Annotated in this window: 13 protein-coding genes; 1 reads left to right on the top strand and 12 read right to left on the bottom strand. The window is 60.4% G+C overall.

All coding sequences use genetic code 11. From position 1 onward, the window contains the following. Window positions 1-2 precede the first annotated feature (2 nt). The 8 genes from JG747_RS13530 to JG747_RS13495 all read right to left on the bottom strand — a co-directional run bounded on the left by JG747_RS13530 (window position 3) and on the right by JG747_RS13495 (window position 8,971). Window positions 3-965, bottom strand: a complete 963-nt coding sequence (locus tag JG747_RS13530; protein ID WP_244748389.1) for a dihydrodipicolinate synthase family protein — start codon at window positions 963-965, stop codon at window positions 3-5. A 66-nt stretch (window positions 966-1,031) separates the two neighbouring features. Further along, window positions 1,032-1,979, bottom strand: a complete 948-nt coding sequence (locus JG747_RS13525; RefSeq protein WP_010909835.1) for a substrate-binding domain-containing protein — start codon at window positions 1,977-1,979, stop codon at window positions 1,032-1,034. Between the two features lie 82 nt (window positions 1,980-2,061). Continuing rightward, window positions 2,062-3,057 (bottom strand): ABC transporter permease, encoded by a 996-nt coding sequence (locus tag JG747_RS13520; RefSeq protein ID WP_202361966.1) that lies wholly within the window; start codon window positions 3,055-3,057, stop codon window positions 2,062-2,064. Beyond that, window positions 3,050-3,892, bottom strand: coding sequence for a Cof-type HAD-IIB family hydrolase (locus JG747_RS13515; protein ID WP_202361965.1), 843 nt, complete (start codon window positions 3,890-3,892; stop codon window positions 3,050-3,052). The genes JG747_RS13520 and JG747_RS13515 overlap by 8 nt, the downstream gene beginning before the upstream one ends. Before the next feature lie 8 nt (window positions 3,893-3,900). Next, on the bottom strand, window positions 3,901-5,370 hold the full coding sequence (locus JG747_RS13510; RefSeq protein ID WP_202361964.1) for an aldehyde dehydrogenase family protein: 1,470 nt from the start codon (window positions 5,368-5,370) through the stop codon (window positions 3,901-3,903). Window positions 5,371-5,378: 8 nt separating this feature from the next. Further along, window positions 5,379-6,872 (bottom strand): sugar ABC transporter ATP-binding protein, encoded by a 1,494-nt coding sequence (locus JG747_RS13505; RefSeq protein WP_202361963.1) that lies wholly within the window; start codon window positions 6,870-6,872, stop codon window positions 5,379-5,381. A gap of 51 nt (window positions 6,873-6,923) precedes the next feature. After that, a complete protein-coding gene (locus JG747_RS13500; protein ID WP_202361962.1) occupies window positions 6,924-7,754 on the bottom strand; it encodes a 3-ketoacyl-ACP reductase in 831 nt (276 codons plus the stop codon). After that, window positions 7,754-8,971 (bottom strand): CaiB/BaiF CoA transferase family protein, encoded by a 1,218-nt coding sequence (locus JG747_RS13495; protein WP_202361961.1) that lies wholly within the window; start codon window positions 8,969-8,971, stop codon window positions 7,754-7,756. Before JG747_RS13495 ends, JG747_RS13500 begins: the two co-directional genes overlap by 1 nt. A gap of 177 nt (window positions 8,972-9,148) precedes the next feature. Between JG747_RS13495 and JG747_RS13490 the strand changes: the two genes are divergently transcribed. Continuing rightward, window positions 9,149-10,171 (top strand): LacI family DNA-binding transcriptional regulator, encoded by a 1,023-nt coding sequence (locus JG747_RS13490; RefSeq protein ID WP_006205605.1) that lies wholly within the window; start codon window positions 9,149-9,151, stop codon window positions 10,169-10,171. A gap of 503 nt (window positions 10,172-10,674) precedes the next feature. On the opposite strand, the gene JG747_RS13485 is transcribed toward JG747_RS13490, so the two are convergent. The 4 genes from JG747_RS13485 to JG747_RS13470 all read right to left on the bottom strand — a co-directional run bounded on the left by JG747_RS13485 (window position 10,675) and on the right by JG747_RS13470 (window position 14,465). After that, window positions 10,675-10,884: a hypothetical protein gene (locus JG747_RS13485; RefSeq protein WP_202361960.1), complete on the bottom strand. Its 210-nt coding sequence runs from the start codon at window positions 10,882-10,884 to the stop codon at window positions 10,675-10,677. Between the two features lie 466 nt (window positions 10,885-11,350). Beyond that, window positions 11,351-12,235: a carbohydrate ABC transporter permease gene (locus tag JG747_RS13480; protein ID WP_202361959.1), complete on the bottom strand. Its 885-nt coding sequence runs from the start codon at window positions 12,233-12,235 to the stop codon at window positions 11,351-11,353. Further along, window positions 12,225-13,163, bottom strand: coding sequence for a carbohydrate ABC transporter permease (locus JG747_RS13475; protein WP_244748388.1), 939 nt, complete (start codon window positions 13,161-13,163; stop codon window positions 12,225-12,227). Before JG747_RS13475 ends, JG747_RS13480 begins: the two co-directional genes overlap by 11 nt. A gap of 132 nt (window positions 13,164-13,295) precedes the next feature. After that, a complete protein-coding gene (locus JG747_RS13470) occupies window positions 13,296-14,465 on the bottom strand; it encodes an ABC transporter substrate-binding protein (protein WP_202361958.1) in 1,170 nt (389 codons plus the stop codon). Window positions 14,466-14,858 lie beyond the last annotated feature (393 nt).

The following is a 14,858-nucleotide window of genomic DNA, read 5'->3' as shown; positions in this document are numbered from 1 at the left end:
GATTAGGCGACCTTCCTGTAAAGCGTCTCCGCGCTCAATCCGGCAGCAGCCAGCAGTCCCCGGATCTTCTCGATCTCGGCGGGGTCTGGCTTCATCAGTGGGGGCCGGACGTGAGCTTCGTCCAGTCGCCCGAGCAGCACCAGCGCCTCTTTCATGCGATTGTGCATATCGAGAAGCGGCGCGTCATAAAAGGCCCGTACCGTCGGATAGATGCGGTCATTGATCGCCTTGGCAGTCTTGAGATCGTTCGCCTGCACGGCGCGGAACAGCGCAACCTGAAGGCTGGCGATGACGCTGCCGGCGCCCGACAGGAGCCCGTCGCAGCCAAGCGCCAGCGAGCCGAGTAGCCAGGCGCTGTGGGTGGTGAGGGTGTTGACCGGACGGTCGAGCGCTTTCAGTTCGCGGATCTGGCGTTCATGCAAATTGCCATCGCCGCACTGGTCCTTGATCGCGACGATCGAGGGAAAACGACGGCAGAGGTCGAGCAATGTCTGTAGCGGGTAGGCAAGGTTCGATACCAGCGGATACTGGAACAGGATGATGGGAAGGTTGGACGCATCGGTGATGCGCTTCAGATGCTCGACGATCATCTCTGGCCGCAGATGCCCACCGAGCGTCATGAAGTCCGGCGGGAAAACCAGCAGCGCGTCGGCGCCCTCCCGCTCAGCATAAGCGGCGATGTGCGCGGCCTCGAGGCTGGAGTTTGTATAGACACCGACAATGGTCGGAACCTGATCCTGCAACACATCCTTGGTTACCACGATCGCGCGGTATTGCTCGTCGATGGTGAGCGCGTGCACTTCGGCCGCATGACCATTGATGGTGATGCCGGAAATGCCTTCGACCGAGGAGACGTCAGCGAGGTGCTTGCGGTAGGCGCTCTCATCGACAGCCAGATCGGCGGTGAACGGCATCAGGCAGGCGGGAATGACGCCATGGGCAGCAAACGGTTTCTTGTCGCTCATCATTCAGTTCCTATTAGAAATTTCGGGACGCCGCGCCAGTGCGGCGTCCCGTTGCCCAGGCAGGACTTAGAAGCCCTTGCCGATCATGTCGGCGATATTGTCCGGCGTCACTGAAACCGTTGGCAAGGTGATCGTCTCCGGGACCTCTTCACCCTTGGCCACCTTGTAGGCGGTCTCGATCCCTTCCGGCGCCACGAATGGATAAACGAAGGTTGCGGCGAGCTTGCCCTGTTTGACCGCCTCGAAAGCAGTCTCCTGGCCGTCGATACCGACCACCGCCACTTCATTGAGCCGGCCGGCGGCCTCCAGCACCTGGATTGCCCCGAGTGCCATCTCGTCATTGTGCGCGTACACCGCCTGGATCTGGCCGGGACCAAACCGCTGCACCATGTCTTCCATGAACTTCACCGCCTTGTCGCGGGTGTAGTCACAGTTCTGCGATGCGACCACCTTCATGTCCGGGTGCTTTGCGATTGCTTCCGCAAACCCCTTGTTGCGATCGATGGTAGCCGATGCCCCCGCCGTCCCCTGCAACTCGATGATGTTGCCCTTGCCATTCAATTTCTTGGCAAGGAACTCTCCCGCGCCAACGCCGAGCGGCAGGTTCTCGCCGCCGACATGAACGGTCACTGGCGTGTTGACCTTGCGGTCGAGAGTCACAACCTTGATCCCGGCATCCATTGCTTCCTTGACGACCGGGGTCAGTGCCTGCTCTGTCAGCGGCGAGATCATCAGCACCTTGATGCCTTGTGCGATCAGGCTTTCGACGTCTGCCACCTGCTTGGAAGCATCGTTGTTGCCGTCAGTAACGATGAGGTCGACATCTGGATAATGCTCGGCGGCGTACTTCTTGTTGCCCTCCACCATGGCGACGCGCCAAGGATGGTTCATGGTGCCTTGGCTGAAGCCGATCTTGATCTTGTCCTGAGCCAGGACCGCGCCCGGCATCATGGCGCCCAGTACCAGGGTTGCGGCAAGTGCCGTGGTGCGTAGGAAATGTCTGCGACTGGTCATTTCTTCACTCCTCCATTGTTTTTCATTTCAGGCTCCAAAGCGCGACGGTCAGCCGTCTGGCAAGTGCCGCCGCGCACGGATGTCAGGACCGTCTTTTGTGACGGTAGACCTCGAACATCACCGCGGCGATGATGATGGCGCCCTTCACGACCTGCTGCGTGAACGGCGATATTCCTAGCAAATTCAATATATTAGCCATGACAGCGATGATTGCGGCGCCGATCACGGTGCCGATGACGCCGCCTTCGCCGCCAAACAGGCTGGTGCCGCCGATGACGACGATCGAGATGGCCTCGAGTTCGAGATTGGTACCAGCGGTGGGCTCACCAACGGTCAGCCGCGAGACGAAAACCAGGGCGGTCAGCGCCGACAGCACTCCTGAGATCGCATAGACCGACATCAGCACGCGCGGCACGTTGATGCCGGCAAGCCGCGCCGCCTCGGTGTTTGAACCGACCGCGTAGATCTGGCGACCGAACGGGGTGTGTCGCAGGACCACGAAAGCCGCGGCGGCGATGGCAACGAAGATCCAGATCGGTACGGGAATGCCGAAGAGAAAACCGCTGCCCAGATAGGAGAAAGCATCCGAAGCATCGCCAAGCGTCTTCGGCTCGCCGTTGGCAATTGTCATGGCAATGCCGCGCCCCATCACCAGCGTGCCGAGGGTCATTATGAAGGGCGGCATGCCGAAGAAAACGACGCCAGCTCCATTGATGGCGCCGAACACGGCTCCCATCCCCAGCGCCGCGATCATCGCCAACGGGATTGGAACGCCAGATGAGAGCATCAGCGCTGTGGCAACCGCGACGACACCGACGATGGAACCGACGGAGAGATCGATGCCGCGTGTCAGAATGACGAAGGTCATGCCGACGCTGACGATGCCAAACAGCGCGACCTGGCGGCCGACATTCAACATGTTGCCGGTCTGGATGAAGCTCGGCGACAGATACACCGCGAAAGCACACAACACGATCAGGACCCAGAGCAGGCCAAGGCTTTGCGCCCAGCCTCGCAACCGACCCACCGACCCCGGCCGGATCGACGCCAACCCTTGTCCCGTTGTCATCTCAGCCATTCCTTCCTCCCGTTTCGTCTGCCATTGCGAGGGTCGATTGCCGTTGCAGCAGCCAGGCCACCGCATCGGCCAGCCCGCCCTCGTCGCACGACGGTCCAACGAAATGCGCGAGCCGCTTGGCTTCCGGGACCGCGTTTTCGACCGTGACCGCCGTTCCGGCCCAGGCCAGCATCTCGAGATCATTCTCGGCGTCGCCGGCGGCGGCGCAGTCCTGCGCCGCCATTCCGAGGTCAGCCGCAACGGTCGCGATGGCGGTCTTCTTGGAGATGCCGAGCGGACCGATCTCGAGCAGACGTGGATGCGATCCCGATACCGACAGGCACCCGGCAAGCTGCACGCGGAGAGCTCCAAAGGCTTCACGGTCCGTGGGCTGCGCGGCGACACACATGATCTTGCCGGGTTCCCCCGGCAGGTCTTCCAGCGCCTTCGCCACGATCAAGGGCTCTGCGGTCACGCCGGCTTCGCGTACGATGATCGGGTCTTCGGCAAGTGCGTAAATGGCGTGGCCGGTAAACCACATTGGCCGAACGCCCGCCGCTTGCGCCGTGGCCATGGTGTGCAGCGCATCGGTGCGGCCAATCCGCTGCTCGGACAGCGCAACGCCGGTCGAGACATTACCGATCCAGCCACCGTTGAAGCAGATGGCGAGGCCCGCAATCCCAAGCTTCTCCGCATAGGGCTTTAGCCCGAGTGGCGAGCGCGCCGTTGCCAGAACAATCATGATGCCGGCCTCTCGTGCCACGTGCAGAGCGTCGGCCACACTCTGCGGAAGCACATGGTCGTGCGTCAGCAAGGTGCGGTCGACATCGGTGACGATAAGGCGCGGAATGGTCATGACCCGCCTCAGACCGGAAACACCGGAGCGCGCGGCCCGGTCTGAATGAGAAGCGTCTTGAGTTGGGTGAACTCTTCAAAGCCCGCCTGGCCCATCTCGTAGCCGAAGCCGGATCCCTTCACCCCGGTGAGCGGCAGCTGCGGGGCGCCGTCAATGATTGTGTTGGCCTGCACCCAGCCGCTTTTCAACCGCTTGGCGACGGTCAGGACCGTGTCGATATTCTTCGACCAGATGTAGTTGGACAGGCCATAGGCAGTGTCATTGGCCAACCGCACCGCGTCATCCACCGTATCGAACCGTGTGATGCTGAGCACCGGGCCAAAGATTTCTTCGCGGAAGATGGTCATATGCGGCTCGACCCGGTCGAAAATGGTCGCTTCGTGAAAATGACCGACCGCCCCTGCCGCTACATCGCCGCCGAGTACCAGTTGGGCACCTTCCTCGATCCCGCTTTTGACAAAGCCGGTCACCTTGGCCAGATGATTGTGGTCGATCAGCGCGCCGACATCCGTGTCGTCGTCGAACGGATCGCCGACCTTCATCTTGCGGGAGCGCGCCACCACCTTGGCGATGAAATCGTCAGCGATGGACGACTGTACGAACAGCCGTGACCCCGAAACGCAGCACTCGCCATTGTTGAAGAACACGCCCATCAGCGCGCCGTCCGCCGCGGCGTCCAGATCCGCATCGGCAAAGACGATATTGGCCGATTTGCCGCCCAGTTCGACCGAGGATTTGACCAGATGACGGGACGTGTTGCCGACGACACGGCTGCCGGTGCGCGTCGAACCGGTGAAGGAAACGAAGTCGATGCCCGCATGCCCCGTCAGGTGGTCGCCGGCGCTGGCGCCATAACCGCTGACGACATTGAAGGCGCCGGCCGGCACGCCGGCCTCGCTCGCCAGCGCGGCGATCTCGAACGCTGAGCCTGACGTGAACTCCGATGGCTTCAGCACCACCGTGCAGCCGGCGGCGAGCGCGAACGGGACTTTCTGCGACAGGATCAGCGCCGGGAAATTCCATGGCGTGACCAGCGCCACGACGCCCACTGGTTCGCGGCTGATCAGCGCCGTCTTGCCATCGCCGATGTTCGTGTAGGTAAGGCCCGCCATCTGCATGGCCAGCGAAGCTGCATAGCGTGTCAGGCCGGCGGCACCATCAATATCGCCACGCGCAAAACGAACTGGCTTGCCGACCTCCTCGACCTCAATCCTGACCAGCCGGTCGCGGTTGGTGCGGATCAGATCGGCAAGACGGTTCAGGACCTCGGCGCGCTCCATGCCGCTCATACGCGGCCACGGCCCATCCTCAAAGGCGATGCGCGCCGCCTCGACGGCAAGATCGACATCTTCGGGTGTGCCATCAGCATAGCGGGCGACCACGTCACCTGTGGCCGGCGACCGGCGATCAATCGAACCGGAACCCGAACCATCGACAAACCGACCGCCGATAAATTGTTGATAGCTACGCGTGCTCATGTCGTTCCTCACTGCCAAACCGCATGGGCCATGATTGTTTCTTCGGTTGCGTCCTCGCCTTCTAGAACCGCCGAGATGGCGCCCTCGCGCATGACGATGATGCGATTGCAGAGGCCAAGGATTTCCGGCAATTCGGACGAGACCATCACGACGCTTGCGCCGCGCTTGGATGTCAATTCGGCGAGCAGGTCGTAGATTTCGCGCTTGGCTGCCACGTCGACGCCGCGCGTCGGTTCGTCGACCAGAAGGATTTCCGTCCCCGCATGCAGCTGACGGGCGATGCCGCATTTCTGCTGATTGCCGCCCGACAGCGTGCGGACCTTGGTGCTGGGGCTCGGCGTCTTGATGCGCATCTGCTGGATGAACCGGGAGACAGCGTCGTGCTCGCGCCAGCCACTGATCAGGCCGCCGCGGGTCAACGACGCCATTTGGGAAACGGTGACGTTGAATGCGACCGACTGGTCGAGGAAGAGCCCCTCGGTCTTGCGATCCTCCGGCAACAGGCCGACGCCGTGCGCAAGCGCGCGGCGCGGCCCGTCGATGGCGACCAATTGGCCGTCGATCCTGATTTCGCCGCCGTCGAGCGCATCGGCGCCGGCGATGGCACGCAACACCTCGGTCCGGCCCGCGCCGGCAAGGCCGCAGATGCCGACAATCTCGCCGCGCCTGACATTGAAGGAGATATCCTTCAGCACGCCGGCCCGCGACAGGTTGCGTACGTCTAAGCGGATCTCGTCGCCGGGCTGCGAGCGCGGTGGGAACACGTCTTTGAGTTCGCGCCCGACCATATGCCTGATGAGATCGGCTGTGGTCGTCTGGCCAAGCGGCATCGAGGCGACGACCTGGCCGTCCCGCAGCACGGTGACCTCGTCACAGATCTCATAGAGTTCCTTCAGGCGATGGGTGATGTAGATGAACGAAACGCCGTGCTCGCTGCTCAGCCGCCTGATCGTCTTGAAGAGATGCTCAAGCTCGGCGTCGCCCAGAACAGCGGACGGCTCATCAAGCACGACGATGCGAGCCTCGCGGGCAATCGCCTTGGCGATCTCCACCATCTGGCGCTGCGCGACGCTGATTGTGTCGATGCGCGCTGCCGGATCGACACGGAAGCCAAGCCTGTCGAGTACATCCTGGGCGGCGGCTTTTGCCCGGCGCCAGTCGATCGTGCCCAGACGCGTCTTCGGCAGGCGGCCGATAAAGATATTTTCAGCCACCGTGAGATGCGGAGCCTGGGCGAGCTCCTGATAGATGACCGCGATTCCGAGCTCGAGCATCCGCTCAGGCGTCGGCGCAGCCACCACATCCCCGTCGATGGCCACTTCACCCTCGTTGGCCAGGAACGCGCCAGAGAGGACACGCATCAATGTCGACTTGCCGGCGCCGTTTTCACCGATGACGCCGTGCACGCTTCCCCTGCTGACGGCGAAGCTGACATTGTTCAGCGCATACACACCCGGAAAGCGCTTGTGGATGCCGCGCATTTCGAGAACTGCGTCCTTCATCACGTCGTCTCCCAAACCGAGAAATCGTTTTCTCGGCTTCTCAAAAAAAGCTCACAGGCGATGCATCTGCATGCCGCCGCCGATGTGGTAGATGTCCCCGGTGCTGAATGGCATGCCACCGACGGCCAATGTCGCCACGCCGCGGGCGATGTCTTCGGGCTGCCCCCACCGCCTGATTGCCGAGAGTTGTCCGGCCTCGACCTGCCCCGAATACTTGTCGTAGACATCGGCGGTCATGTCGGTCTGGATCAGGCCTGGGCGAATCTCGTGTACCCGGATGCCTGCATCCGCCAGACGAATGGCAAATTGCTGGGAAGCCATCGACAGTCCGGCCTTGGATATGCAGTACGGCCCCTTTTCCGGAGAGACCAAGCCAGCGTTTGCAGAGGTGATTGTCACCACCGACCGTTCGAGCCGGGCTTGCGGCCGTGAAATCATCGCGCGCGCTACCGCCTGGGTGAAGAAGAACGTGCCGCGCAAATTGATGCCGACCAGCCGGTCGAAGCTCTCCTCGGTAACATCGAGAAGATCACCGCGCACGGAAACCTGGACGCCGGCGTTGTTGACCAGGCAAGTGGTTCCCCCCAGATCGGCTTCGATGCGCTCTATGAACGCCGCATTGTCCGAGGTCTCGGATATGTCCTTGCGATAAAAGGCGGCATTTCGTCCGTGCGTGCGGGCAAGGTTGACGGTCTCGCTGGCATTCTCATCGTCGACTATGTCGACGACAGCGATATCGAAACCCGCCTGCGCAAGCTCACAACAGATGGCCCGCCCGATGCCGCGACGGCCGCCCGTCACAATGGCAAGTCCGCGGTTGAGGGATGCCGGCTTTTCAGGCAACGCGGAGGCGCCTGCGGTGGAAGAGGCTTGGTCCAGCATCACGACGCCTTCCTTGCCATGCGATCACCCTTTTCACGCGAAGCGACCACTGCCTTTGACGCCAGCAGGCGCTGAACCTCGTCATCCGCATAGCCAAGCTCGTCCAGAATCTCGTGCGTGTGCTCGCCGATCTCCAAAGCGAGGTATCGCAGCGCGGGCACCTCGCCGTCGTAGCGGTTGGGATGGTTGACCAGGTGGATCGTTCGGCCACGCACGTTCACCTGCCGAAACACTTGCGCGTGGCTGAGCTGCGCGTCGGCCAGCAGATCGTCATAGTAATTGATGGGCGCCCACCAGATGCCATGGCGGTCAAAGCGCTCGGCGAGTTCGGCCACCGTAAAGCGGGCGGTGGCGCTGGCCAGCCGGCGAGCATAGTCGTCGCGTTCGACGTAGCGGTCGACACCGACTACCTCGCGCAGACCGTCGCTGTCGAGCGCTTCGGCCAGCACGGAAGAATCGCACAGCGACACCACCACATGGCCGTCGGAGGCAGGATAGACACCGTAGGGCGCGGCATGGAACCACGTCGCCAGATTCGCCTCGCGGTTGAGCACCTCTCGGCTGAAGCCGCCGGCGAAGTAATTGACCAGCGCCTCGCCCTGCAGGTCGATCGCCGAGTTGATCAGGCTTGCCTCGACACGAGTCCCCTTTCCATCCCGCAAGCGGCGCACCAATGCACCCAGAATACCCATCGCCAGAAGTGCCCCGCCATGTTGGTCGACGATCGCCGCACCGACCGGCGTGGGGCCACGTTCCGGGGTTCCGGTGACACTCATCAGACCGGAGCGCGCCTGGGCGAGAAGATCCTGGCCGGGCTTCGTCGCCATCGGGCCTGTTGCGCCAAAACCGCTCGCCGAGGCGAAAATCAGATTGGGGTTGATTTCGCGGAGCGTTTCCTCGTCAAAGCCAAGCTTGGTGAACACGCCCGGCCGGAAATTCTCCATCACCACATCGGCCCCGGCGATCAGACGTCGGGCGACGTGCTTGCCTTCAGTGCTCTTCAGATCAATGCCGATGGAGCGCTTGTTGCGGTTGGCGCAGAGATAGAAGCCGCTGATCCCTTCCACATAGACGTCCGCACCCGACCAGCGGCGTTCATGGGCGCCGTCGATGGGTTCGACCTTGACCACGTCCGCTCCCATATCCGCGAGATATTGGGCGCCTGCAGGACCCTGCAGAAAATGGCAGAAGCTGACGACTTTGATGCCGCTGAGCATTTCTCTTCCCTTGGTTCTGCGCTATGAGTTGCGCATTGTGAAATCGTTTTCACGCCTTTTCTCATAGCTGTCAAGCCCAATTTGAAAGGGTTTCTCACAGAGAGATGGTGTAGCCTTCAGAAAAGAAGTGTGTCATCTGGAAAACGGTTTCTCGAAAACCGTCGGATTCGAGGCTCAATGGATATCGAGGATGGCGGCGCAAAGCTGATTGACGTGGCCAGGCTTGCAAACTGTTCGCCGGCTACCGTCTCCCGCGTGCTCAACGGCAATCCCAACGTGAACGAGGTCGTGCGGGATCGTGTTGTCCGGGCGGCGCGCGATCTTGGCTATGTACCCAATGGTTCCGCCAGGGCGCTGCGGTCGACCCGGACAAGGTTGGTCGGCGCGATCATCCCCACATTGGACCACGCTATCTATGCCACGATGGTCGATGGACTTCAGGCGCGTCTTTCCGAAAAAGACGTTTCGCTCATTATCAACACCTCGGGCTACGACATCGATCATGAATACGAGCAGGCACGTCTGCTGGTCGAGCGCGGGGTCGAATCTGTAGTCCTTGTCGGGTCAACGCACCGACCAGCCACTCTGGCCATGTTCGAACAGAAGCGCATCAACTATGTATATACCTACACGTCAAAGGCGACCGAGGCAGGTGCGGCCGTGGGGTTCGACAACGAAAAGGCAGGGCGAACCGCCGCCCGTTACCTGCTCGACCTCGGCCACACCAAATTCGCGATGATCGCCGGCATCACCCAAGACAATGATCGCGCGGCAGGCCGCCGCGACGGTTTCTTGAATGAACTCGAACGATCAGGCATCGATCAGGGCATGGTTCCAGTCGTCGAGGGAGCGTACAGGCTGGATGACGGCCGCACCTGCATGCAGCGGCTAATGGACGACGTCAGAAGACCTACTGCGGTATTTTGCGGCAGTGATATCCTTGCGGCCGGCGCCATCAAGTACTGCCACGCCGAAGGCATCGCAGTCCCGAAGGAGGTCTCGGTTGTCGGATTCGACAATCTGGAGATTGCGGAACTCACCTCGCCCGAACTGACCACACTGGAGGTGCCCGCGCGCGACATGGGCCGGATTGCCGCCGACTACATCTTGGCGTCGCCATCGCAGCGACTGCATCTCAGACAACGGGAGCTGGCCATCAGGCTGATTGTCAGGGGAAGTACGGCTGTCGTCAGACGCTAATACAATCGCCGAAGGCCCTCTGGAACATGGCGCGAAAGCACCGCGGGAGACTGCGCGTTTCATCGACAGCTACTGATGGACGGTAGCTCGGCGCGATGCCCAACTGGAGCCGGTGTCCGGCTTCTAGCGCGGTCGCCGGAGATGTCTGCTTCCGGGCGACCGCGAAATTTGCCCTCTACGGTAGAAGATAATGCGGTCAGCCAGTGGCTCGATCAGTTTCTTGAGTCAACTTGGGCGAACCGCTTCGTAACCCATTGGCAAATAACGATTAAGTTAGTCGCTGAGGGTCACCGTTTTCTACAGGAAATCAATACGTTAGCGGGTGGTTCGCCAAGCCTTTTCCTTCGTATTCTCTCGTATGGTCAGGCGAACCTACGGACCAGGAGGACTAGTATGCGCAGTGAGTTCTCTTTCCGATATGCCATTCCATCCGACTGCACATATATGCCTGGAGGAGTCGAAAGAACTTTGCCGGCAGTGCGTGCCTAGCCGCTAGCCCCTTGTCAGTGATAGTAAATATCCAAGCGGTTGCAGTCGGTTACCGACACAGCAATATCTCTGGCAATCTTCGCGCGCGTTCCAGCACAGCGGTGAGCCACCGCCTGTGCACGCGTCTGAGCATTCGCAAAACCCCATTTGTCGACCAAGCGCATCGCTATCGCTTGCACTTTTGTCTCGTACCAAAGGCATTGCTGTAGGTCGCGCAATTTCATGTCAGGCTTCACAGGGCTCCGATTCAATGACAATTTCCAAGCTGCGCATTCTTCGTCTCAGTCGCTACGGCTTTTGATTCAAGAGCTGGGAAACCATCGATTTTTGAGCAATTGCCGACATCTCCCTGTTTCTGCCTTGCTCCAGAAGCAAGAGAAGGATGTGTGGCCAAGATACAAAAATTAGGGCGCCCACTATCGCTACCGAGGCAGCCTTCACGGTCCATGAGTGACCACGGTGAATATCTTTCCCAGGAACCATCCCGCACTCCCTTTGGCCTGGTTTGGCAAACAGAATTCTTGTGACCACTGGTTGGATAGCACTACGAAAACCAGGCGCAGCTACGATATCGTTGGTCACGCCCAGCGCTTGGGTTGCGCGGCATTTCAGGAGACGGTCGACGTCACGAGAATCCGCTTTACGCGCGCCGGGGCGTACTTCAGCCCTGCGAACCGGCCAGAGAACGGCCTACCCCTTTATCGAGCCGGCCATGAGACCGCGCAGGAAATATCTGCCAGCGAACACGTATATCGCCAGAGTGGGCAAAGCGGTCATGACTACAGAGGCCATATCGACATTGTAAGCTTTGACGCCCGTTGTCGTATTCACAACATTGTTTAACGCTACCGTGACCGGAACGTTGTCGCCCGACGTAAACGTCGTGCCGAAGATGAAATCGTTCCAGATGTTGGTGAACTGCCAGATGATCGACACGACGAAACAGGGCACCGAAATCGGCAGGATGATGCGCCAAAGGGTCTGGTAGAAGCCGGCGCCGTCTACCCGTGCTGCCTTGACCAGATCCGACGGCAGCGACAGGAAATAATTCCGGAAGAACAAGGTGGTAAACGGGATGCCGTAAACCACGTGGACGGTTATGAGTCCTACCACGGTGTTGGCTATCCCGATTGCGCCCAGGGTACGCGCCATCGGGATCAGGATGATCTGGAATGGAATGAACACGCCGAACAGAAGCATAGCGAAGATCAGATCCGCACCGCGGAATTTCCACTGCGTCAGTGCGTAGCCGTTGATCGCCCCAGCCGCTGTGGAAATCGTTACGGCGGGCACGATCATCACGATCGAGTTGACGAAGAAACCCTTGAGACCGGAGCAGCGCAGCCCTATGCAGGCCTCGGACCAGGCTTGGCGCCAAGGCTCGAAGGTGACACGCTGCGGAAGCGAAAGAATCGATCCGTTGCGGATGTCGTCGAGGTCCTTGACAGAGGTCAGGACCACGACCAGCAGCGGCAGGAGATAAACCATGGCGACGATGATGAGGCACATGTAGATGAAGATGCGGGCGACATGATGCGACGGCCCGCGCTGCAGAATGATGCCATCACCGATCATCGCGGTTGTTCCTGATATCGAGATAGAGATAGGGAACGACGATCGCGGTCACCGTCATGAAGATCATGATGGCGCTGGCTGCACCGACCGCCATCTGGTCACGCCCGAAGGTCTGGGTATACATGAAGGTCGCGGGCAGGTTTGTGCTGTTCCCGGGCCCGCCCGACGTCAGGGCGACGACGAGATCGAAGCTCTTTACAGCCTGTTGCATCAGGATGACGCCCACCGTCATGAAGGTCGGGCCAAGCTGGGGTATGATGATGCGCCGGTAGATTTGAGTCGCCCCTGCCCCGTCCAGCCTTGCGGCCTTGACAAGGTCGTCGTCGACGCCCCGCAACGCCGCCAGAAACAGTGCCATTACGAAGCCCGAAGACTGCCAGACGCCGGCGATGACGAGGGTGTAGATGGCATATTCGGTGTTGACCAGCCAGTCGAACTTGAAACTCTCCCAGCCCCATATGTGAAGCATGCGCTCCAACCCGAGACCTGGATTGAGGATCCATTTCCACGCCGTCCCGGTGACGATGAAGGACAGCGCCATCGGGTAGAGATAGACAGTCCTGAGCAACCCTTCCGCGCGGATTTTCTGGTCGATCAGGATCGCCAGAGCTAGGCCGATTGTCGTCGAGAACCCGATGAACAGAAAGCCGAATATGAAGATGTTCGATACGGCGATCTGCCAGATCGGGTTGGACCAGAGACGACCATACTGGTCAAATCCGACAAAGTTGTAATTGGGCAGCATTTTGGACGCGGTGAGCGAGATCACGCCGGTCCAGACCATGAAGCCGTAGATGACTACTAGAACGATGACCACCGACGGAGCCAGCGCCAGCTGCGACGCGTTCTTGGCCAGCCACAGCCGAGTGCCGGACCTGTGCCCGCCATATGCGGCCAAAGCGCCGGTATCGGGAAAACTCATCGCCACGGTCTGGCCTCTCTGCCTGCTCCGGATACGGCCCCGCGGTGCGGCGAGCCGGCAATCACGGCGCGAGCTGCGAAATGCTTGAGGAGGCGCCCCCGAACACCGGTTCGAGGGCGTCGTGTTGCTGGGCCGCTCTTACTCGGCCGACTTCAGCCCAGCTACGAGCTGGTCGATGGCCTGCTGCGAGGTCATGCCGGGCGTTTCGAAGAAGGTCGAGACCACGTCCAGGAAGACGCCGGTCTTGGTCGCGCCCGTCGCCGCATTATGCGTGAGCGAAGGCAGTGACGTGTTGGTCTTCTGCGCTTCGGCACGGTCGGCATAGGCCGCCTTGCCGCAGAAATCGAACTTGTCCATCGAGACGTCGACGCGAGACGGAATCGAGCCCTTCTTGATGTTGAAGGCTTCCTGGAAGTCCTTGTCGAGGATGGCGGACGCCATCTCCATCTGGCCCTTGACCCGGTTTTCGTCCTTGGTGGTGAAGAAACCGAAATTGTCGGTCAGCCAGACATAGTCGCCCTTGGTGCCGGGCGCCGGCGAGCAGCCGTAGTCGACATTGGGCTCCATCTTGGCGAGCGACAGTTCGCCCTTGGCCCAGTCGCCCATGATCTGCATGCCGGCTTCGCCCTTGATCACCATCTGGGTCGCCAGGTTCCAGTCGCGGCCGGGATAGTTCTTGTCGACGAACTTGTTCATGAGCCGAAGCTGGTCGAACACCTTGACCATCGTATCGCTCTTGATCGACGCCTCGTCCTGCTCGATCAGAGCCTTGCGGTAGAAGTCGGCGCCGCCGAGGCCAAGCACGACGTTCTCGAACAGATCGGCTTCCTGCCAGGGCTGCCCACCAAGGGCCAGTGGCGTCACGCCCGCGGCCAGAAGCTTTTCGGAGACCTGGTTGAATTCGTCCCACGTAGTCGGCGGCTGGACGCCGGCCTTGTCGAATACCTTCTTGTTGTACCAGAGCCAGTTTGACCGGTGGACATTGACCGGCACAGCGACGGTCTTGCCGTCATAGGATATTAGCGGCACCAGTTCCGGAGCGATGATCTTGGCCCAGTCCTCCTTTTTGGCCAGATCGCTGAGATCGGTTAGTACACCCTCGGCAGCCCAGGCCTGTACCTGCTGTGCATGCATCTGCGCGGCGGACGGCGCGGTATCGGACGCGATGCGTGCACGAAGGACCTGCACCATGTTCATTCCGGTACCACCGGCAACCGGAGAGTCAGACCAGGCGACGCCGCGCTTCTCCAGCAGCTGCTTCAATACATCCAGACCAGCCGCCTCGCTACCACTGGTCCAGTAGTGCATGACTTCAACATTTTCTCCTCCCGCAAATGACACTGACGTGGATACCGAAAGCATGATGGAAGCAATGACAAAACTGCGCGTAATCATCTGAATTCCCCTTTTTTAGTTTTTCTGACAACTTGCGAACTTGAATCAGCCATCCAGCGCTTAAGACTGACGACATTGTGTTTCAGCGGCATTTGGCATTGCCGGGTCGATCGCCGCTTGTGCGTGCAGACTGGCCTCACCTTCTATCCGCTCGGTCATGTGCTCGCATCGCGTGCCGGCGAGCTGCACCTCCCAGTTGGCCACCAATGTCTGACTATCATGTTTACAATTTACATATCTGTCAATAACTGGGTGCGATCAAAGTGACCTGCGCTCGAAATTTTTTAGAGACGAGTGCTCTAAGAA

Source organism: Mesorhizobium sp. 131-3-5, assembly GCF_016756575.1.
Taxonomy (GTDB): Bacteria; Pseudomonadota; Alphaproteobacteria; order Rhizobiales; family Rhizobiaceae; genus Mesorhizobium; species Mesorhizobium jarvisii.
The sequence above is the reverse complement of the archived record's forward strand: the minus strand, read 5'-3'. Positions and strand labels throughout refer to the sequence as shown.

Coding starts and splice junctions, on each gene's coding strand:
- JG747_RS13500 (WP_202361962.1), bottom strand. CDS start 7,754: ATGCTGGACCAAGCCTCTTCCACCGCAGGCGCCTCCGCGTTGCCTGAA.
- JG747_RS13510 (WP_202361964.1), bottom strand. CDS start 5,370: ATGAGCACGCGTAGCTATCAACAATTTATCGGCGGTCGGTTTGTCGAT.
- JG747_RS13480 (WP_202361959.1), bottom strand. CDS start 12,235: ATGATCGGTGATGGCATCATTCTGCAGCGCGGGCCGTCGCATCATGTC.
- JG747_RS13495 (WP_202361961.1), bottom strand. CDS start 8,971: ATGCTCAGCGGCATCAAAGTCGTCAGCTTCTGCCATTTTCTGCAGGGT.
- JG747_RS13515 (WP_202361965.1), bottom strand. CDS start 3,892: ATGACCATTCCGCGCCTTATCGTCACCGATGTCGACCGCACCTTGCTG.
- JG747_RS13470 (WP_202361958.1), bottom strand. CDS start 14,465: ATGCACTACTGGACCAGTGGTAGCGAGGCGGCTGGTCTGGATGTATTG.
- JG747_RS13490 (WP_006205605.1), top strand. CDS start 9,149: ATGGATATCGAGGATGGCGGCGCAAAGCTGATTGACGTGGCCAGGCTT.
- JG747_RS13525 (WP_010909835.1), bottom strand. CDS start 1,979: ATGACCAGTCGCAGACATTTCCTACGCACCACGGCACTTGCCGCAACC.
- JG747_RS13485 (WP_202361960.1), bottom strand. CDS start 10,884: ATGAAATTGCGCGACCTACAGCAATGCCTTTGGTACGAGACAAAAGTG.
- JG747_RS13530 (WP_244748389.1), bottom strand. CDS start 965: ATGAGCGACAAGAAACCGTTTGCTGCCCATGGCGTCATTCCCGCCTGC.
- JG747_RS13520 (WP_202361966.1), bottom strand. CDS start 3,057: ATGGCTGAGATGACAACGGGACAAGGGTTGGCGTCGATCCGGCCGGGG.
- JG747_RS13505 (WP_202361963.1), bottom strand. CDS start 6,872: ATGAAGGACGCAGTTCTCGAAATGCGCGGCATCCACAAGCGCTTTCCG.